At 69.0% G+C, this 17,485-nt stretch carries 18 protein-coding genes; 4 read left to right on the top strand and 14 right to left on the bottom strand.

Features of this window, described 5'->3' with window-relative positions:
* Positions 1–13 precede the first annotated feature (13 nt).
* The 4 genes from SPHPHY_RS0116425 to rsmI form a co-directional block, all read right to left on the bottom strand.
* Positions 14–394: a YraN family protein gene (locus SPHPHY_RS0116425; protein ID WP_022687779.1), complete on the bottom strand. Its 381-nt coding sequence runs from the start codon at positions 392–394 to the stop codon at positions 14–16.
* Between the two features lie 98 nt (positions 395–492).
* Positions 493–2,424, bottom strand: a complete 1,932-nt coding sequence (locus SPHPHY_RS0116420) for a beta-N-acetylglucosaminidase domain-containing protein (protein WP_022687778.1) — start codon at positions 2,422–2,424, stop codon at positions 493–495.
* A gap of 115 nt (positions 2,425–2,539) precedes the next feature.
* Positions 2,540–3,307, bottom strand: a complete 768-nt coding sequence (locus SPHPHY_RS0116415) for a 3-keto-disaccharide hydrolase (RefSeq protein WP_022687777.1) — start codon at positions 3,305–3,307, stop codon at positions 2,540–2,542.
* 72 nt (positions 3,308–3,379) lie between these two features.
* Positions 3,380–4,234: a 16S rRNA (cytidine(1402)-2'-O)-methyltransferase gene (rsmI, locus tag SPHPHY_RS0116410; RefSeq protein WP_028057028.1), complete on the bottom strand. Its 855-nt coding sequence runs from the start codon at positions 4,232–4,234 to the stop codon at positions 3,380–3,382.
* Between rsmI and SPHPHY_RS0116405 the strand changes: the two genes are divergently transcribed.
* Both SPHPHY_RS0116405 and SPHPHY_RS0116400 read left to right on the top strand, forming a co-directional pair.
* A complete protein-coding gene (locus tag SPHPHY_RS0116405) occupies positions 4,233–5,432 on the top strand; it encodes a penicillin-binding protein activator (RefSeq protein WP_022687775.1) in 1,200 nt (399 codons plus the stop codon). The two genes, rsmI and SPHPHY_RS0116405, sit on opposite strands and share 2 nt — an antisense overlap.
* 56 nt (positions 5,433–5,488) lie before the next feature.
* The gene (locus tag SPHPHY_RS0116400) at positions 5,489–6,013 is read left to right on the top strand and encodes a phosphoribosyltransferase (protein WP_022687774.1); all 525 of its coding nucleotides are present in this window, start codon (positions 5,489–5,491) and stop codon (positions 6,011–6,013) included.
* A 993-nt stretch (positions 6,014–7,006) separates the two neighbouring features.
* On the opposite strand, the gene SPHPHY_RS0116395 is transcribed toward SPHPHY_RS0116400, so the two are convergent.
* Positions 7,007–7,249 carry a polymer-forming cytoskeletal protein gene (locus tag SPHPHY_RS0116395; protein WP_022687773.1) on the bottom strand — a complete coding sequence of 81 codons (243 nt, stop codon included), beginning with the start codon at positions 7,247–7,249 and terminating at the stop codon, positions 7,007–7,009.
* A complete protein-coding gene (locus tag SPHPHY_RS0116390) occupies positions 7,246–8,202 on the bottom strand; it encodes an isopenicillin N synthase family dioxygenase (RefSeq protein ID WP_022687772.1) in 957 nt (318 codons plus the stop codon). The genes SPHPHY_RS0116395 and SPHPHY_RS0116390 overlap by 4 nt, the downstream gene beginning before the upstream one ends.
* Before the next feature lie 117 nt (positions 8,203–8,319).
* On the opposite strand from SPHPHY_RS0116390, the gene SPHPHY_RS0116385 reads away from it, so the two are divergent.
* Both SPHPHY_RS0116385 and SPHPHY_RS0116380 read left to right on the top strand, forming a co-directional pair.
* Entirely contained in the window at positions 8,320–8,673 is a 354-nt protein-coding gene (locus SPHPHY_RS0116385; RefSeq protein ID WP_231370441.1) for a DNA primase, read from the top strand.
* A gap of 133 nt (positions 8,674–8,806) precedes the next feature.
* On the top strand, positions 8,807–9,250 hold the full coding sequence (locus tag SPHPHY_RS0116380; protein WP_156025124.1) for a hypothetical protein: 444 nt from the start codon (positions 8,807–8,809) through the stop codon (positions 9,248–9,250).
* A 164-nt stretch (positions 9,251–9,414) separates the two neighbouring features.
* Here the strand turns inward: SPHPHY_RS0116380 and SPHPHY_RS0116375 are convergent, their stop codons facing one another.
* The 8 genes from SPHPHY_RS0116375 to SPHPHY_RS0116340 all read right to left on the bottom strand — a co-directional run bounded on the left by SPHPHY_RS0116375 (position 9,415) and on the right by SPHPHY_RS0116340 (position 17,427).
* Positions 9,415–10,449 carry a LacI family DNA-binding transcriptional regulator gene (locus SPHPHY_RS0116375; protein ID WP_022687769.1) on the bottom strand — a complete coding sequence of 345 codons (1,035 nt, stop codon included), beginning with the start codon at positions 10,447–10,449 and terminating at the stop codon, positions 9,415–9,417.
* A gap of 101 nt (positions 10,450–10,550) precedes the next feature.
* Positions 10,551–12,230 carry a GMC family oxidoreductase gene (locus SPHPHY_RS0116370; RefSeq protein WP_022687768.1) on the bottom strand — a complete coding sequence of 560 codons (1,680 nt, stop codon included), beginning with the start codon at positions 12,228–12,230 and terminating at the stop codon, positions 10,551–10,553.
* A 26-nt stretch (positions 12,231–12,256) separates the two neighbouring features.
* Positions 12,257–13,093 carry a sugar phosphate isomerase/epimerase family protein gene (locus SPHPHY_RS0116365; RefSeq protein ID WP_022687767.1) on the bottom strand — a complete coding sequence of 279 codons (837 nt, stop codon included), beginning with the start codon at positions 13,091–13,093 and terminating at the stop codon, positions 12,257–12,259.
* On the bottom strand, positions 13,090–13,671 hold the full coding sequence (locus tag SPHPHY_RS0116360; protein ID WP_022687766.1) for a gluconate 2-dehydrogenase subunit 3 family protein: 582 nt from the start codon (positions 13,669–13,671) through the stop codon (positions 13,090–13,092). Before SPHPHY_RS0116360 ends, SPHPHY_RS0116365 begins: the two co-directional genes overlap by 4 nt.
* Positions 13,672–13,703: 32 nt before the next feature.
* Positions 13,704–14,624 (bottom strand): hydroxypyruvate isomerase family protein, encoded by a 921-nt coding sequence (locus tag SPHPHY_RS0116355; RefSeq protein ID WP_022687765.1) that lies wholly within the window; start codon positions 14,622–14,624, stop codon positions 13,704–13,706.
* The gene (locus tag SPHPHY_RS0116350) at positions 14,621–15,928 is read right to left on the bottom strand and encodes an MFS transporter (RefSeq protein WP_022687764.1); all 1,308 of its coding nucleotides are present in this window, start codon (positions 15,926–15,928) and stop codon (positions 14,621–14,623) included. The genes SPHPHY_RS0116355 and SPHPHY_RS0116350 overlap by 4 nt, the downstream gene beginning before the upstream one ends.
* Positions 15,929–15,985: 57 nt before the next feature.
* Positions 15,986–17,029: a sugar phosphate isomerase/epimerase family protein gene (locus SPHPHY_RS0116345; RefSeq protein WP_028057024.1), complete on the bottom strand. Its 1,044-nt coding sequence runs from the start codon at positions 17,027–17,029 to the stop codon at positions 15,986–15,988.
* A gap of 17 nt (positions 17,030–17,046) precedes the next feature.
* Positions 17,047–17,427, bottom strand: coding sequence for a c-type cytochrome (locus tag SPHPHY_RS0116340; protein ID WP_022687762.1), 381 nt, complete (start codon positions 17,425–17,427; stop codon positions 17,047–17,049).
* Between the last annotated feature and the right edge of the window lie 58 nt (positions 17,428–17,485).

Here is a 17,485-nt window from a genome sequence, read left to right as displayed (position 1 = left end):
GGGTGCGCGGCTGTCAGTAGCCGATCCACGCATTCTCGATATGTCGCGGGCGCATGCCGGGGGCGAGCAGGATCACGTCGACCCGGATATCCTCGCCGGCGGTGGCGTAGCGCGGCATCAACACTTCCGCCGCCGCGGCGACGCGCGACAGGCGGCGCTGGTCGATGGCGTGGTCGAGCTCGACAGACGTCCGGCGTGCCTTGACCTCTACGAAGGCGATGAGCGCGCCGCGTTTCGCGACCAGATCGACTTCGCCGGCCGGCGTGCGGACGCGGCGATCCAGGATCTGCCAACCCTTGAGCCGCAGCCACCACGCCGCCAGCCGTTCGGCGCGGCGCCCGCTTTCCTCCGCGGCGCGACGGGTGGCGGCAGAGCGGGGCTGGGGCGAGCGCATGGCGCGAGGATGGCGGCGAGATGCCGGCGCGGCAAGCGGCGAATTCCGTGCGGCGGACGGGATCGGTCGGCGCGAACCGCTCAACCCGAAGCAGCGGCTTACCGCGTGCTGGTCGGCGCCACCATTTTCGGCGCCTCCGCGATGAAGGCGTCGAGCACACCGTCCGCGATCTTGATCGGGCCGTCGAAGCGCGTCGCGCCGGGGATCGACTGGATCGTGGCGGCCTGCGTGGCAAGATCGCCGGCAGTGGCGAAATAGCCGGCGGCGGCGGGGCTTGCTTCGGAAGCGGCGGTGAGGCCGGCGGCGGTCTGCCGCAGCGCGCGGCCCCATAGCGCGGTCGCGTCGAGCCACGGGCGCGATTGCGCGGCGAATGTCGGGTCAGAGACGGCGGCGCGGATCGTGTCGGGCGCGGCGGCGAGATCGTCGGCGGCGCGGACGAGATCGGCAAGGGCGGCGCGGCGCGCGTCGGCGTCGCCGTTCGCCAGCGTGTCGCGGACGTGGTTCAGCAGCGCGTGCAGGCGGGGCGCCTGTTCCTGCCACGGCTGGCTGCCGAAGGTGGGGGCGATATGCTGCGTGTCGAAGAAGGTCAGCAGCGCATCCGTCGCGCGCGGGTCGCCGCCGGCGAGTTCACGTGCCGCGAATACCTGCGTAAGGTCGGGGTCGTAGTTGCGATCGTTCCACGCGAAGGCTGCGACGCCCGTGACGGCGATGCGGCTGGGCGCTTCCTGGTTCATCGGATTGGAGAGGATGCCGGTCAACTCGCCCGACAGCCCGGCCTCGCGGCGCGCATAGGGGGCAAGCAACAGTCGTCCGGTGGTCTGCGCATAATCGTTGACCGGATAATTGTCCCAGAGCAGCGTCTTGCGGCCGAACGCCTTGGTCGCGGTCTTCGCATCGGGGATCGAGATCGCGGGCGGGACCACGTCGGTGCCGGTCCATTGCACCACCACCTTCGGATCGAGATACTCGCGCAGTGCGGCCTTGTAGGGCGTTTCCTTCGCGTCGTAATATTCGGTCGGAACCATGATGAGCGGTGGCGCCTGCGGGTCGCGACGCGTGAGACTGGCCTGTACCGCGTTGAGCAGCAGCGCTTGCGCCTTGCCTGCGGCGGCCGCACCGGATGCGCCATAGGTCGCCTGATCGGCGTCGCAATTCCACTTCTTATACTCGATATCGTCGAGCGCGACGTAGAAGCGGTGCACGCCGATCCCGCGCAGCGCGTCGAACTTGGCGTCGAGCGCCTGCGCGTCGGCGGGCGCGGAGAAGCAGACGCTCGGTCCCGGCGAGATCGCGTAGACGAAGTCGACGTGGTTGCGTTTCGCTGCGACCGCGAGCGCGCGGAGCTGCGTCAGCGTCGCGGCGGGATAGGGATCGCGCCATCGCGCCCGGGCGAATGGATCGTCTTTTGGACTGTAGACGTAGGTATTGGCCTTCACCGTCGCGAGAAAGTCGAGGTGCCGTTCGCGCTCGGCCATGGTCCACGGCGTGCCATAAAAGCCCTCGATCGTGCCGCGCACCGGCATCGCGGGGTGGTCGCGGATCGTGAGCGCCGGGAGCGTCGTATGCGGAACGAGCTGCCGAAGCGTCTGCACGGCGTGGAACAGGCCGTCGGCATCGTGGCCGGCGAGCGTGATCGTGTTCGCGAGCGGCGCGACGGTGAGGGTGTAGCCCTCGGCGTTGGTGTCGGGGGTGGTGCCCGCGAGTGCATCGCGAACCGAAGCGGCGTCGGTGGTGCCGAGCACGATCTGCACCTGCGCGGGATTGCGGGTCGCGCGGCGTGCGGGGGTGATCGTCGTGACGCCGCCCTTCTTGAGGATCCGCTCGACCAGCGCAACGGTAGCGGGATCGGTGCCTGGCGCGGCGACGAGCGAAACGGTGCGGCCAAGCGTCAGGGTGCCGGTGCCGAGCGCCACATCGGTGGGCGCAGGGAAGATCGCCGGGCGCGTCGCGACCTGTGCGGCGAGCGGCGTGGAGAACAACAGCGTGGCGGCGAGCAGGGGCAGGCCGATGCGGCGGGCGCGGCGCGTCATGATGTTCTCCGGTACTCTATTGGTATTGCACTCCGGTGTAGGGTGGCAGGTAGAGCGGGGCAAGCGCCGTCGCGGCGTGCGCCGGGGCAGCTATCCCGCTGGCGGTACTTGCAAATCAATCGAGCCGCAGGATTTCGATGTTGCGGAACTGCGTCGGTTGGCCCTCGCTTTGCAGCGCGACATATCCGCCGCGGAGCGCCAGCGCGCCGCCCGCCGCTGCGATCACCGGCTGCGCGTCCTTGTCGTCGGGGTCGAGCTGCGCACCGCGGTAGCTGATCGCGGGCTTGCCGCCGACGATCTGCGTGATGCGACCGTCGGGCGTGACTTCGACCTCGGCATGCGTCCATTGCCCGAGCGGGACGAGCGGGCCGGCGCCGGTGATGCAGTGGCGGGTCGGGCGCGTTCCTGCCACTTCGACGGTGGTGCCCGGCGTGCAGAGGCTGCCGCTCGGCTCACGATCGGGGCGCGGCACGGCGAGCAGCTGGAATTCGAGGCTGACCGGGAATTGCTGGTCGCGGGTCATCGTCGCGGGTGCCTGTGCGTGCAGCATCAGCCCGGAGTTGCGGTTCTGCCACCCCTCGATCCCCGGCATCGACGGGCCGGTCATTCGATAGTCGAAGCGCAGGCGATAGGCGGTGAGCGGCGCCTTCCAGAACAGATGTCCGAACGCGCCGTCGAAGGCCTTGTAGTTGTCGTAACTGACGGTGATCGCGCCGTTCTTCACGACGAACGTGCGGAGCGGATCTTCGCCGACGGCGCGGCCGGTGATTTTTGGCGTCCAGCCGGCGAGCGTGCGCCCGTCGAAGATCCGCTCCCACTTGGGAGCCGGTGCGGGCGCGGCGGCCGCGAGGAGCAGGCACGAGAGGATCAGCAGCTTCTTCATGACGGCTCCACGGGGGGAAAGGATGGCGGCGGTGCTATCGTCGTCGCGGCGGCGCGGCAACGCCTGCCGCGATCACGCCTGGTCGCGTTCCTTCATCTCGAGCGCGCGGGCATAGAGCGCCTTGCGGTCGAGACCGAGCGCTTTGGCGACCTCGCCGGCCGCTTTCGAGGCGGGAAGGCGGGTCAGCGCCTCGGCGAGCGCGGCGTCCGCGTCCTCGGCCCCCGCGGGCGCCGGGGGATCGGGCGGTGCCACGACGACGACGATTTCACCCCTTGGCGGTGCGTCTGCGTACCGCGTGGCGAGCGTGGAAAGCCTGCCGGTGACCGCTTCCTCGAACTTCTTGGTGATTTCGCGCGTGACCGCCGCCTCGCGGTCGCCGAGCCCGGCGGCGAGCGCCGAGAGGCAGGCGGCAAGCCGCGGCCCGGATTCGTAGATCACCAGTGTCGCGCGGACGCTCGCGACCTCCGCGATTGCGGTGGCACGTGCCTGTTCCTTGGGCGGCAGGAAGCCGAGAAAGAAGAAGCGGTCGGTCGGCAGGCCGGCGAGCGTCAGCGCGGCGACCGCGGCGCACGGGCCGGGGATGGTGACGACCTGATGCCCGGCGGCGCGCGCGTCCCGCACCAGCTTGAAGCCCGGATCGGAGATCAGCGGCGTCCCCGCGTCCGACACCAAGGCGACGATCTCGCCTGCCATCCGGGCGATCAACTGCGGTCGGACATGCTCGGCATTATGATCGTGATAGGGGGTCATCGGGCGCTTTGTGCCGATGTGGCGGAGCAGACCGGCGGTGACGCGCGTATCCTCCACGGCGATAATGTCCGCTCCGGCAAGCACCTGGGCTGCGCGGGGGGAAAGATCGCCGAGATTGCCGATCGGGGTGGCGACGATGTACAGGCCGGGGGTCAACGGGTTCACGGGAGTAGTCATGGCAGAGGCGATCGGGCGTTCGCAATGGTCGAACGCATTATCGCGGCTGGTCACCGTCACGGGGGCGCTGTTGCTGGCGGCCTGTTCGACGGTGGTGCCGCGCGGGCCGGTGCAGAATGCGCCGACCGCCCCGGTCGCACCGCCGGTGCGGGACACCGCGCCGGAGGTGGTGAACGGCCTGCCGCAGGACGTCGCGCGCAACCGTGTCGCGCTGCTGGTGCCGTTGACCGGCAGCAACGGCGGGGTCGGACGGAGCCTTGCCAATGCCACGCAGCTCGCGCTGCTCGATACCCGCAACCAGCAGGTGCGGATCACCAGCTACGATACCGCGACCGGCGCGGGCGCCGCGGCGGCACGCGCGATCCGCGAAGGCGCGCAGCTGATCCTCGGCCCGCTGCTGGCCGAGGACGTGCGCGCGGTCGCGCCGATCGCACGCGCCGCGAAGGTGCCGGTGCTGTCGTTCTCGAACGACACCGGCGTGGCCGGGAACGGCGCCTATGTGCTGGGCTATGCCCCGGCGCAGGCGATCGAGCGCGTCGTCGCCTATGCGCGTGGCCGCGGTGTCGACAATTTCGGCGGGCTGGTGCCGAACGCGCTGTACGGCAGCCGCGCGTCCACCGCCTTCCTGCGCGCGGTGGAGCAGGCTGGCGGGCGCGTCGTCTCGTTGCAGACCTACGACCGCGGGCCGGGCGCGCTGGGCGTCGCGGTGCAGCGGATGGCGAAGGATGCGCCGTTCGGGGCGGTGCTGATCGCCGATGGCGCATCGACCGCCGCCACCGCGGTGCCGCTGGTGCGGCGCAGCAGCCCGTCGACGCAGATCCTGGGCACCGAGCTGTGGAACTCGGACGGCGCGGCGCGATCGTCGGCGGCGCTGAACGGGGCGTGGTTCGCCAGCGTGCCGGACACGCTGTACCGCCAATATGCGCGCAATTACCGCGCGCGCTTCAATGCCGCGCCCTACCGGCTGTCGAGCCTCGGCTACGATTCGGTGCTGCTGGTGGTGCGGATCGCGCGCGACTGGCGACCGGGCACGCCGTTTCCGGAGAGCCGGCTGCGCGACGACGACGGCTTCTCGGGCATCGACGGCGCGTTCCGCTTCGGGCGCGACAACGTCGCCGAGCGTGCGCTGGAGGTGCAGGAGGTCCGCGGTGGCGACACGGTGACGGTGTCGCCGGCGCCGACCGGGTTCGGGAAGTAACCGGGCGCGAAAATCGCGCGCGGGGGTATGTTACCGAAGCGACGGTCGTGTAAGGCATGACGATGCCGATCCTTACCGCCGTCACCCATGCCGACCTGATTTCCGACGTCCGCGCGCTGGCCGCGCTGATCGACCGCGACGCCGCCTGGCGCCCCACGCTGCTGGTCGGCGTCGGGCGCGGCGGGTTGGTGCCGGCGGTGTACCTCAGCCATGCCGCCGGGGTGCCGATGGAGTCGGTCGATTATTCCGGACATGACGATGCGCGCGTCGCGCCGGCGATCACGCGGTTGGCGGCGTTGACGCGTGACGGTGCGCGATTGCTGTTCGTCGACGACATCAACGATTCGGGGCGCACGATCGCCCAGTTGCGGACGCTGCTGGAACAGGCCGGCGCACCGCGCGGCGCAGTCCGCTTTGCGACGCTGATCGACAACCGTGGCTCCGCGGCGCGCGTCGAGTGGGCGGCGCGGACGATCGACCGCGCGGTGACCAAGGACTGGTTCGTGTTCCCGTGGGAAGCGCTGGCCCCTGCGACGTCGATCGCGGCGGATGTGGCGGCGGTGCCGGAGCGGACCGCCTGAGCCGGTCGCGCGGGGGTTGGCGGTTCGGGTGAGCCGGTCGCCGGCTTGAGCTTCCGCCCTGCCTTTTGCGGCAGCGGTCGGATGCGGGGCGACCGATTGGGTAATGGCCGATCGCGGCGGCGTGTCGATCTGTGCTCGCGATCTTTCGTCATTGCGAGGGTATGAAGACATTCCTGCGCCGGACGCCCTGGATTGCTGCGCTGCGCTCGCAGTGACGGGTGCGTGGTGGCGAGTCGCTGAGGTTACGACGGGCGGGCCGTCACGCGCGGTGTTTTCCGTTGTCGGGAGAGGTCAGCCCCGCCGGATGCCTTCGGAGGCGGTGGCTGGGTAACCGAATGTCGACCGTCATCGGGCATGGCCGGTTCCGCTTCTTGCGCACATCCAAAGGGTGGCGAGCCGGGCTGACCATGTGCCGGGCGCGGCGGTGAGCAGCAGGCGTGGTTCGTCTGTCGCTGAGCGGCGGAGCACGCCCTGTCCGTGCACGTGATGGTGCGCCGAGCCGCCCCGCTGCTCGTGTCCGGTCGGCTGTCACATGGCAGATCGGCGCGCGACGACCGCTCTTTTGCGTGGCGCTGTTGTGGTGAGCCGCAGCGACTTCATCCGTCGCGCGTCGGCGTGATGGTCGGGTACGGGCGCTCCGGCGGTTTGTTTGCCGCTGTGGTGGGTAGCAGGGCGGATCTTCAAAGGGGTGTCGGCCGGGAAGGGTGGGCACGGCGGCGCTTCCACGTGGTGGGTGCTGTGGCGAGCCGCAGCCGTGCTCGCCGATGACGTGACGCATGCATCATGCCGCCGGGTGGGGCGGCCCTCTCGCATCGTTCGCCTGAAGCCGGTCGACGTGCGGGTTCGCCGCATCTTTATTCGGGCGAGCGCGGCACGAGCGGAAGCGGGTTATGACAGGAGGCATGTTTCATCGTCGGCTTCGCCCGGTCGAGGCCGCGCCCGCGCGATCTGGACCCGACTTGCGCGGGGATGGCGTAAGCCGCCGTGTCCCGCTTACGGCAGCGTCACGATTCCCGTCACGTGCACCGTGGCGCCTTCGGCGTGAACCGCGCCGTTGACGATGCCGGTGATCACCACCTCCGCGCCCGGCTCGGCGGTGATGTCGCCGCGTATCATGCCGGAGATCAGCGCGCGGCAGCCGGCGGCGACCGTGATGTCGCCGCTGACGATGCCCGATATCTCGCCATCGTGGTCGAGCCGGATCGCGCCGGTGACGATGCCCGACAGGTCCCTCATGGCTTGATCAGCCCGATCTCGACCAGCCGCTGGTGGAGGTAACCATGCGCGGTGATCGGCTCGGGATAGCGGTTCGGGTTCGCCGCGGAGATCGTCTGCGGCAGCGTCTCGATCAGGAAATCGGGCGCGGGGTGCAGGAAGAACGGCATCGAATAGCGCGAATGGCCGCGGCGCTCGGGCGGCGGGTTGACGACGCGGTGCGTGGTCGAGGGCAGGACGTGGTTGGTCAGCCGTTGCAGCATGTCGCCGACGTTGACGACCATCGCCCCCTCCGGCGGCTTTACCGCCAGCCACTGGCCCGAGGCGCGGTCGAGCAGTTCGAGGCCCGCTTCCTCGGCGCCGAGCAGCAGCGTGATGAGGTTGATGTCCTCGTGCGCGCCGGCGCGCACGCCCTCCGCATCGGCCGGGATCGGGGGATAATGGAGCAGCCGCAGCACCGAATTGCCGTCCTTCACCGCCGGATCGAACCAGTCGGGAGCGAGGCCGAGATGGCGCGCGATCGCGGCGAGCAAACGGTCCCCGGCGCGGTCGAAGGCAGCGAACAGGTCGATGAACGTCGCGCGGAAGCCTTCCGGGCGATCGGGCCAGATATTGGGTGCCATCTGATCGGCGAAGCGGTGGCCGGCCGGCAATTCGCGACCGACGTGCCAGAACTCCTTGAGATCGACGTGGCGCGCATCCTTGGCGATCTCGGTCTTGAACGGCGTGTAACCACGCGCGCCGCCGCCGCCCGGCGTGTGATAGCGGCGCTTCTCCTCCTCGGGCAGCGCGAACAGTGCGGCGGTCTCGGCCCAGGCACGCTCGATCAGCGGCTGCGGCACGCCGTGGTCAGCGACGATCGCGAAGCCGAAGCGCTCGAACGAACCGCCCAGCGCGGCGGCGAATGCGGCGGGATCGCGCGCTTCGTCGGCAAGGCTGAGCGTCGGGACTTCGGCGGCGGGCGTATCGAGCATGAAGCGGGCTCCGTTATTCTGCGTGCCTCCAGTTAGGCGTTGCGATGCCGGGATGCCAGCACAGGCGCGCCGATGGGGAACCGGGCGGGCGCGTCTACCGTTGCGTTGGCTCAACGGATGAGGAACTTCGCGATGGGCGGGCATCAGGTGCATGGCCAGGGTTCGGGCGACGACGGTTATGACGAGGAAGGCTATGACGAGAGTCAGCGCGCCGAGATCCTGGAGGCGACGCGCGACGGGCCGGGTGACGGCACGATCATCGTCGACCTCGATCCCGACATCGGCAGCGACGACGACGAGGAGGACGAGGACGAGCTGGTCATGACCGACGACCAGGTCGCGACCGTCGACGGCGAGGCGGACGCCGACGATGCCGACGTCGAGGAAGACGAAGTCCAGGAAGAGTTCGACGACGGTAGCGTCGAGGACGACGAACTCGACGACCGCGACGACACGGCGCTGCGCCCGTAAGCTGGTGTGACCGATTGACGGTCGGCAAGGCGAGGGGCAGGCTGACGCGATGTTGATCGTCGCGCTCCTGCTTCAAGCTTCGTCCGCCCCGCCGGTCGCGACTTCGATTGCGTCCGCGCCCGACGTGCCGGCCGTGCACTCCATCCTCGTCCCGGTGGCGGGCCAGCCGTGCGCGCGTCCGGTGACGGGCGAAGTGGTGGTATGTGCGGACCCGTTGCCGGCGCAGGATCTGCCGCTGCCCGCGGAGGCCGTGTCGTCACGGCCGGTGGCGGTCAATCGCGACATGACCGGGATGGGCGCGCTACGCGCGGATTCATCCCCGTGTGCGACCCGCGTCGGCGGGTGCCAGACCGGGCTCGACGTACTGGGGTTGGGAACGGCGTTGGTACGTGGCGTGCAGAAGCTGGTCGCGCCGGGAAGTTGTTGCGAGCGGGACGGTGAGGCGACCAACACCGGGATGCTGATCGGCGATCTCGTCGGTGCAGCCGGGCGCGCGGGGAAGCGCAAACCCGATCGGTCGCGGCGGGTGACGATCGAGCTCGACGATCCGGTGCTGAGCGGGCGGGTGCATCCCTAGGGCGGGAGGTGGCCGGCGATGCCTCGGATCGAGGCTCGCGGGCCGGTCTGCGGGCATAACGGCCATCCGGCTCGTCCGGTCAGTGGGCGGCGTGCTGCGACCGGGGGTGTACCGGTCCGGCACCGGATCGCCTGGCTACGCTCGGGATGACGGGTGATCCGGCGTCAGGGGGACGCCGGTGGGCAGGAGGTCGACTCGCGCTCGACGATCGCGTGCGGGACGATCAGGTCGAAGGGTGGGGCGTCGCCGTCGCCGGTGCCGATCAGCTGCTCGGCGGCGCGAAACGCCATGTCCTCGGCGGGCTGGCGGACGGTGGTCAGCGGCGGCCAGATGCGCGCGGCGAGCGTCGTGTCATCGAAACCGGTCACCGCAAGATCGTGCGGCAGCCGCAGCCCGGCGCGGTGCGCCTGCGCGATCAGCCCGGCGGCCATGTCGTCATTGCTGCACATGATCGCGTCGGGGCGCGGCGATCGCTCCAGCAGCAGCCGCGCGGCCGCTTCGCCGGACGGCTGATCGTAGCGCCCGGCGATCAACAGCGTCGGATCGGCGCAGATGCCGTGCGCGGCGAGGGCGTCGTGATAGCCACGCACGCGCTCGGCGCTGTCGGAATGGCCGGGGTTGCCCGCGATCAGCGCGATGCGGCGGTGGCCGCGCGCGATCAGCGAGGCGGTCAGCTCGGCCATGGCGGCACGATTGTCGATCCGCACCGTCGCGATATCGGGGAGGACGTGCCCGGTAGCGATCGCCGCGACCGGCAGGCGGAGCGCGGCGAGCACGTCCGAACCGCTCAGCAACTCGGCGAACGGCGGGACGAGCAGTAGCGCATCGGCACCGCCGCGCGCGAGTGCGCCGACCGCCGTCTCGGCCGCGGCGCGCGACGACGGCTCTTCCTGATGGAGCAGCAATTGCAGCCCGCGCGCGTTGGTGGCGCGCAGTGCGCCGACGAGGATCGCGTCCAGGAACGGTGCGCGTCGGCCGCTGTACAGCAACCCCACGGTGGTCGCGCGGGCACGGGCGAGGCGCCGCGCCGCGACGTTGGGGACGTAGCCGAGCTCCGCGACCGCGGCGTGGACGGCGGCGGCGGTGGCGGGGCTGGCGCGGCCGGCCCGGTTGATTACGTTGGACACGGTCATCGCCGAGACGCCGGCGCGCGCCGCGACCGCGCGGATCGTGACGCCCTCGCGGGGACGCTTGGTCACGACGGCACGATCCGGCCGCCATCGCGACGGGCGGGACGGGGGGGCGGTGAGGCCCGCCCGGCCCGCGGCATGCGCGATGACGGCAGGGGCAAGGGCCGGACCTAGATCGTGCCGGCCTTCATCATCTTCACCGCGGTGTCGGCGGCACGCGCCGTCATCGCCATGAAGGTCAGCGACGGGTTGACGCACGAGACCGACGCCATCTGCGCACCGTCGGTGACGAACAGGTTGGCGGCGTCATGCGCCTGGTTCCACTTGTTGAGCACCGACTGGCGCGGGTCCGCACCCATGCGCGCACCGCCCATCTCGTGGATCGCGTCGCCGGGGACATGCTCGCCCTCGCTGCTGCGCACGTCGGTCAGTCCGGCGCCGCGCAGCATCGCCTCGCCCTGCGCCCGCGCGTCCGCCATCATCTTCAGCTCGTTGTCGCGGAAGGTGACGTCGAACTTCATCAACGGCACGCCGAACCGGTCGACCTTGCCGGGAGTCAGCGACACGCGATTGTCCTCGTACGGCAGGCACTCGCCGAACGCGGTCATCCCGAACTGCCAGTTGCCGTAGCGGCGCATGCCGTCCTTCATCGACTTGCCGAACCCGACCGGCGCAGCCGGCGCGCGGAACGCCGAACCCTGATAGCCATAGCCGCGCTTGAAGCCGACGCCTTCCTCACCGCCGACGTTGCGGAAACGGGGAATGTAGACGCCGCCGGGGCGACGGCCATATTCGATGAAGTCGGTCATCCCGGGGATGTTGCCGCCGATGCTGACCCGGAAGATGTGGTCCATGACGTAGCGGCCCAGCGTGCCGCTGTTGTCGAACCAGCTGCGCCCGTCCGGCCCCTTCGAGTTCATCATGATCTGCACCGAAGCGAGCGTCGAAGCGCACAGGAATACCATGCGCGCGCTGACGGTCTGCGCCTGCCCGGTCGTGGCATCGATGTAGCGAACGCCGGTCACGCGCTTCGTCTTGGGATCGTAATCGAGGTTGGTGACCACCGCGTCGGAACGCAGCGTCAGCCGCCCGGTCGCCCGCGCCGCCGGCAGGGTCACCGCCTGCGTCGAGAAATACGCGCCGAACGAACACCCGTTGCCGCACTGGTTGCGATACTGGCACTTGGTACGGTTCTGGTCCGGCTTGTCCTCGGTCATGTTGGACAGGCGGGTGTTGATCAGCTTGCGGCCCGGAAACTTGCTCTCCAGCCGCGGCTTGATCCACTTTTCCGCGATGTTCATGTCCATCGGCGGCTGGAACTGGCTGTCGGGCAGTTGCGGCAGATTCTCGCGCGAGCCGGAGACGCCGATATACTTCTCGACGTAATCATACCACGGCTGCACGTCGTCGTACGTGATCGGCCAGGCGCCGCCGACGTTCTCGCGCTTGTTCGCCTCGAAATCCTCCGGCGCCCAACGGAACGACCAGCGGCCCCAGATCAGCGACTTGCCGCCGACGGCGGCCGGGCGAATCCAGTAGAACTTGCTGCCTTCGTCGAAGGCGTAGGGGTTCAGCCGGTCGTCGTTGTAGAACTTGCGGTTGCTGGGCGTGACATAGCCGTGCTTGGAGATGAAGTAATCGCTCTCCATCAGCTCCTTGGGCATCGAGTTGCGCGCGGGCACCTCGTAGGCGGGCTTGCCGTCGTAATCATAGCCCTCGCCGTGCTCGACCATGATGCCGCGGTCCAGCATCAGGACGCGGAGGCCCTTTTCGGTGAGCTCCTTCGCGGCGAAACCGCCGCTGACGCCGGAGCCGATGACGATTGCGTCGAAAGTATCGGTCGCTGCCATGTGTATTGTCCTCTCCGTCGGCGCGATCAGAAGCGCAGGGCGCGCAGCGTGCGGAAGCTGGTGGTGATGTCGGGCAGGTAGGGGGCGGGGCACTCGTCGTTCTCGACGTAGAAGTGCTTCACCCCGGCGATGCTGTTCAGCTTGAAGATCGCCCCGAAGTCGATCTTGCCTTCACCGACCGCGCACATGCTGCCGTCGGCGCGCTTGTCCTTGACGTGATAGGCGTAGATGCGCCCGGCGTGCTGGCGGATCAGCGCCGCGGGATCCTGCCCCGCGGTGATCGCCCAGAACAGGTCGATCTCCAGCTTCACCAGCGCCGGGTCGGTCTCCTTCAGGAGCCGATCGTAGAGCGACACGCCGCCCGGCTTCACGGTGAACTCGAAGTCGTGGTTGTGATAGGCGAACGCCAGGCCGGCCTTCTTCAGATCGCGTGCGAAGCGGTTGAAGTCTTTCAGCGCCGCGTTCCAGCCGGCCTCGTTGCGATGCTGGTCGGTCATGTACGGCAGGATGACGGTGTCGGCACCCAGCGTCTTGGCCATCTTCACCACGCCGGCGAAATCGGCCTGCAGCCACTCGTAGGGGACGTGCACCGACGGCGCCTTCAGCCCGAGCCGGTCCTGCGTACGGCGAAGCGCGGCATGGTCCATCTTGTCATAGCCGCCGCCGCCGTACTCGACCTCGCGATAGCCGATCTTCGCAACCTTCTCGAGCGTGCCCATCGGGTCCGGCCCGAAAAGCTCGCGGATGGTGTAGAGCTGGAGCCCGACCGCGCCGAGCTGCGCGGCCTGCGCCGACGCCCCGAACAGGCCCAGTGCGGCGAGGCCGCCGGCGCCGGCGAGGACATTGCGACGGTTGGTCATCATGAGGAATAGACCTTGTTGACTTTGGAATAGGGGAAGGCGCCGTCATAGCCGCCGGGAACGGGCAGATATTCGCGCTCCTGCGTGATGCCGATTTCCGACGTGTAATAGCCGGCGATCACCATCTGGCGGAACGGCTCGAAGAACGCCTTCCCGCCGGGCAGCTTGTCGTCCATCGCAAGCGTCAGCAGCGCGTCGAGCTGGACGGGGGTCAGCTGCGCGCTCGGCTTCTTGTAGTCGGCCCTGGCGCGCATCTCGATCGAATCGAGCCCGGCGACGATCGGCACGCGATCGTCCGGCGTGCCCCAGTCGGCGAGCAGCTTCTCGATATATTCCGGCACCCCCGCGGCGATCGCGCCCGGCGTGTCGGTGACCGGCACCACCCGGTCGCTGAGCGCGGTCATCAACGCGCGTTGCGGCGCGGTGAAGACCTGCATGCTGGGCGGCCCTTCGTTGATGACGGGGATGCCGCCACCCTTCACCTTGGACGCCGACGCGGTCGCGGCGCGCGCGAGCGGGGCGAACAATTGCGCCCCGAACATGGCGGCGACCCCCGCCAAGGCATGTCGTCTGTCGATCACTCACCCTCTCCCAAAATTGCTGCGGCGCGCGCTCATGCCGCGTCGATCGCGCGGTAAGCGGCGATCAGCCGCTCCTCGCCCGCCCGGCCCGGCACCGAATTGCCATGCTCCATGCCGATGACGCCGCCGTAGCGACGCTCGCGCAGGAAGCGCACGACGTTGTGATAATTGACTTCGCCGGTTCCCGGCTCCTTGCGGCCGGGATTGTCGCCGAACTGGATATAGCCCATCTCGTCCCAGACCATGCCGAGCGAACGGATGACGTTCCCGGACTGGATCTGCTCGTGATAGCAGTCGGTCAGCACCTTCAGCGCCGGGCTGTTCACCCCGCGCGCCACCGCATAGCCGGCCGCGAACGACCGCATGTAGATGTTGGGGTGGTCGGTGCGGGTGTTGAGCGGCTCCATCACGGCGACCAGACCGTGCGGTGCAAGGATGTCGGCCGTGCGGCGCATCAGGTCGATGACCCGGCCGGTCTGGATCTCGATCGGCACCTTGTGGTCGACGAACCCGGTGACGACGGTCATGTGCCTGGCATCGAGACGCTTGGCGACCTCGATCGAGGCGCGGACGTCGGCGAGGAACGCCTCGCGCTCCGCACCGTCGTCGCTGCCGAAGATCGGGCGGAACGTCGACCATCTCGGCATCGATGCGACGAACACGCCCATCGTCATGCCGCGCTGTTGCAGCGCCTTGGCCATCGCATTCTGTTCGGCGACCGAGCGGCCGCGCGCCTCGTTGTCCTCCCAGGCGCGGAAGCCCTGGTCGGCAGCATAGGCGATCTGTTCGAGGCGGTCGCCACGGCTGGCGAAGCTGCCCTCATGCGGCGCGAAGTTGAGCGAGAAGGTCGCGGCGTTGCTCACGGTCGCGGCGCCCGGCGTCGCCGAGGACGCGGACGACGACAAGGCGGCGGCGACGCTGCCGGCCAGTACCGAGCGCCGCGACGGCGTCATGCGGCGGTGACCGGGGTACGGCGGCGACGTTCCGACAGCCAGACCAGCCCGAAGACGACCAGCAGCACGATCGGCACCAGCGCCAGCTTCGCGAACGATTGCGATGCGGCGGCGTCCTCGACCTGGCGCAACGCTTCGCCGGTCAACTGCCTGAACGCCTCCGGCCCGCCGGCGAGCCGCACCTTGGCCTCGTCGAACATGCCGCCCAGCGCGGGAAGCACGAAGAAGCTGGCGAGCGCACCAGCCGAGCCGACCAGCCCGAGCGCCCAGGCGCCGCCGCGCGGATAGCGCTCCGCGACCGAGGCGAGCATCGTCGGCCACATCGCACACACGCCCAGACCCCAGACGGTCGAGGCGACGAGCGCCGCGACCGGCGACTGCGCGCGCGACAGCATGAACAGCCCGATCGCGGCGAGCAGGCTGGAGATCCACAGCAGGCCCGGGTTGGAGAGCTTGCCCGCCAGCCGGCCCGCGAAGTGGCGGAAGACGAACATCAACGCGCTGACATAGACCAGCAGCAGGATACCGCGCATTCCGACGCGGTTGGTGAGCGCGACGTCGAGCCACTGGCCGGGTGCCAGCTCGGACGAGGCGGTGAGGAACATCGCGCCGAACCAGACGAAGAAGCTGGGGCGACGGAACACCTCGCCGATCATCGTGCCGAAGCTCTCGCCCTCGACCGCGGCGGGGGCGGGCGGGAAGGTGGTGGTGGCGCCGATCACGACGACGCCGATCGCCGGCAGGAACACCAGCGCCATGATCGCCTGCCACGGCAGGACGTTGGCGAGGAATACGCCCGCCAGTCCGCCGATGATGAGCCCGCCGGGATACCAGGCGTGCAGCACGTTGAGGCGGTGGGTGGTCTCGTCCGGATACAGGCGCGCGGTCAGCGGGTTGATCGACGATTCGGCCAGGCCCCAGCCGATCCCGCTGAGCATCATGCCCAGCCAGACGAGCGAATAGATCGTCATGCCCGATGCGATCGCGCCCGCGCCGACGATCAACGCCGTACCGAGGATGAAGCACACGCCCGAGCCGATCACGATCCGCTTGGCGCCGATCTTGTCGAGCAGTGCGCTGGCGACGAACAGGGTGATGGCGAAGCCGAGGAACGCCGAGCCGAGCGCCGCGCCGATCAGCTCGCCCGCCTCGACCGGCGCGATCGGATCGATCCACTGCGCCTTCAGGCTGCTGGCGATCGCCGCCCGCAGCGACGCGCTGACCGCCGCGGTGGTCAGCGCCAGGACGCTCAGCCAGAACAATCGGGAACGATGCTGTCCCGTGAACGCTGCCTCAGCCTGCACCCTCTACCCCTTTATCCACATGATTCTTTTTGTCGTATTATTCGACAGCTTGGCCGATCAATCGAGCCCAAGCAACCGTCGGTTCGCCGACGGATCGAACCCGCCCGCAAAATCGTCGAATGCGCGCTCGGGACGACGGATCATGTGCGCGGCGATGAACGGCGCACCCTCGCGCGCGCCATCCTCGGCGTTCTTCAGGCAGCATTCCCATTCGAGCACCGCCCAGCCGCGATACCCGTATTGCGTCAGCTTCGAGAAGATGGCGCCGAAATCGACCTGCCCGTCGCCGAGCGAGCGGAAACGGCCCGGACGATCGATCCAGTCCGAATAGCTGCCGTAGACGCCCGCCTTGCCGGTCGGGTTGAACTCGGCGTCCTTGACGTGGAACATGCGGATGCGGTCGTGATAGAAGTCGATGAACTGGAGATAATCCATCGCCTGCAACACGAAATGGCTGGGATCGTAGAGGATATTGGCGCGCTTGTGCCCGCCGACCGCATCAAGGAACCGCTCGAACGTGGTACCGTCGTGCAGATCCTCGCCGGGATGCAGCTCGAAGCAGAGGTCGACGCCCTCGTTCTCGAACGCATCGAGGATCGGGCGCCAGCGCTTGCCGAGCTCGCCGAACGCTTCCTCGACCATGCCGGCGGGGCGTTGCGGCCACGGATAGACGAACGGCCACGCGAACGCGCCCGAGAAGGTCGCATGCGCGTCGAGCCCGAGCCGGCGGCTGGCCTTTGCGGCGAGCTTGAGCTGTTCGACCGCCCATTCCTGCCGTGCGGCGGGCTTGCCGCGGAGTTCCTTCGGCGCGAACACGTCGAACGCGGCGTCATAGGCCGGATGCACCGCGACCAGCTGGCCTTGCAGATGCGTCGACAATTCGGTGATCGCGACACCGGCCTCGCGGCAGCGCCCGACCAGCTCGTCAGCGTAATCCTGGCTCTCGGCGGCGCGCGCGAGATCCATGCAACGCGCATCACCGCTGGGAAGCTGCACCCCTTCGTAGCCGGCCTCCGCCATCCAGCGCGCTGCCGTGTCGAGCGTGTCGAACGGCGCGGCGTCACCCATGAACTGCGCCAGGAAGACGCCCGGACCACGCATCACGGCAGGCGTGTCGCTCACTTTACGGTCTCGGCCTTGAGATAGGCGATGATCGCGGCGCGCTTGGCAGGATCAGGCGTGGCGATCGGCATCCGCGTGCCGGGCACCTTCTTCTGCGGGGCGGCAAGGAATTCGTTGAGCGACTTGTCGTCCCACTTGATCTGCGCCTTCTTGAGCGCCGCCGAATAGTTGAAGCCCGGCGCGGATGCGGGGGGACGCGTGAACAGGCCGCTCAGGTTCGGGCCGATGCCGTTGCGACCGCCCTTGTTCAGCGTGTGGCATGCCTTGCAGGCGGCGAATGCCTGCGGTCCGCTCTGCTGCGCGGGGGCGGGAGCCGACAGGGCCAGCGCCACCGTAGCGGCGATCGGGGCTGCAACCAGCCCGGCGATCAATTTCATCGCATCTCTCCAAATCCAATGTGGCCAAACTCAACGTGGCAAAGCCGATTTGATTGCC

The sequence above is a fragment of the Sphingomonas phyllosphaerae 5.2 genome, assembly GCF_000419605.1.
GTDB classification, from domain to species: Bacteria; Pseudomonadota; Alphaproteobacteria; order Sphingomonadales; family Sphingomonadaceae; genus Sphingomonas; species Sphingomonas phyllosphaerae_B.
Note: the sequence above shows the minus strand (reverse complement) of the source record. Positions and strands in the feature narration are given on the sequence as shown.

Coding starts and splice junctions, on each gene's coding strand:
- SPHPHY_RS0116340 (WP_022687762.1), bottom strand. CDS start 17,427: ATGAAATTGATCGCCGGGCTGGTTGCAGCCCCGATCGCCGCTACGGTG.
- SPHPHY_RS0116420 (WP_022687778.1), bottom strand. CDS start 2,424: ATGACGCGCCGCGCCCGCCGCATCGGCCTGCCCCTGCTCGCCGCCACG.
- SPHPHY_RS0116355 (WP_022687765.1), bottom strand. CDS start 14,624: ATGACGCCGTCGCGGCGCTCGGTACTGGCCGGCAGCGTCGCCGCCGCC.
- SPHPHY_RS0116370 (WP_022687768.1), bottom strand. CDS start 12,230: ATGGCAGCGACCGATACTTTCGACGCAATCGTCATCGGCTCCGGCGTC.
- SPHPHY_RS0116385 (WP_231370441.1), top strand. CDS start 8,320: ATGAGGAACTTCGCGATGGGCGGGCATCAGGTGCATGGCCAGGGTTCG.
- SPHPHY_RS0116415 (WP_022687777.1), bottom strand. CDS start 3,307: ATGAAGAAGCTGCTGATCCTCTCGTGCCTGCTCCTCGCGGCCGCCGCG.
- SPHPHY_RS0116345 (WP_028057024.1), bottom strand. CDS start 17,029: ATGCGTGGTCCGGGCGTCTTCCTGGCGCAGTTCATGGGTGACGCCGCG.
- SPHPHY_RS0116365 (WP_022687767.1), bottom strand. CDS start 13,093: ATGATGACCAACCGTCGCAATGTCCTCGCCGGCGCCGGCGGCCTCGCC.
- rsmI (WP_028057028.1), bottom strand. CDS start 4,234: ATGACTACTCCCGTGAACCCGTTGACCCCCGGCCTGTACATCGTCGCC.
- SPHPHY_RS0116405 (WP_022687775.1), top strand. CDS start 4,233: ATGGCAGAGGCGATCGGGCGTTCGCAATGGTCGAACGCATTATCGCGG.
- SPHPHY_RS0116425 (WP_022687779.1), bottom strand. CDS start 394: ATGCGCTCGCCCCAGCCCCGCTCTGCCGCCACCCGTCGCGCCGCGGAG.
- SPHPHY_RS0116395 (WP_022687773.1), bottom strand. CDS start 7,249: ATGAGGGACCTGTCGGGCATCGTCACCGGCGCGATCCGGCTCGACCAC.
- SPHPHY_RS0116400 (WP_022687774.1), top strand. CDS start 5,489: ATGACGATGCCGATCCTTACCGCCGTCACCCATGCCGACCTGATTTCC.
- SPHPHY_RS0116390 (WP_022687772.1), bottom strand. CDS start 8,202: ATGCTCGATACGCCCGCCGCCGAAGTCCCGACGCTCAGCCTTGCCGAC.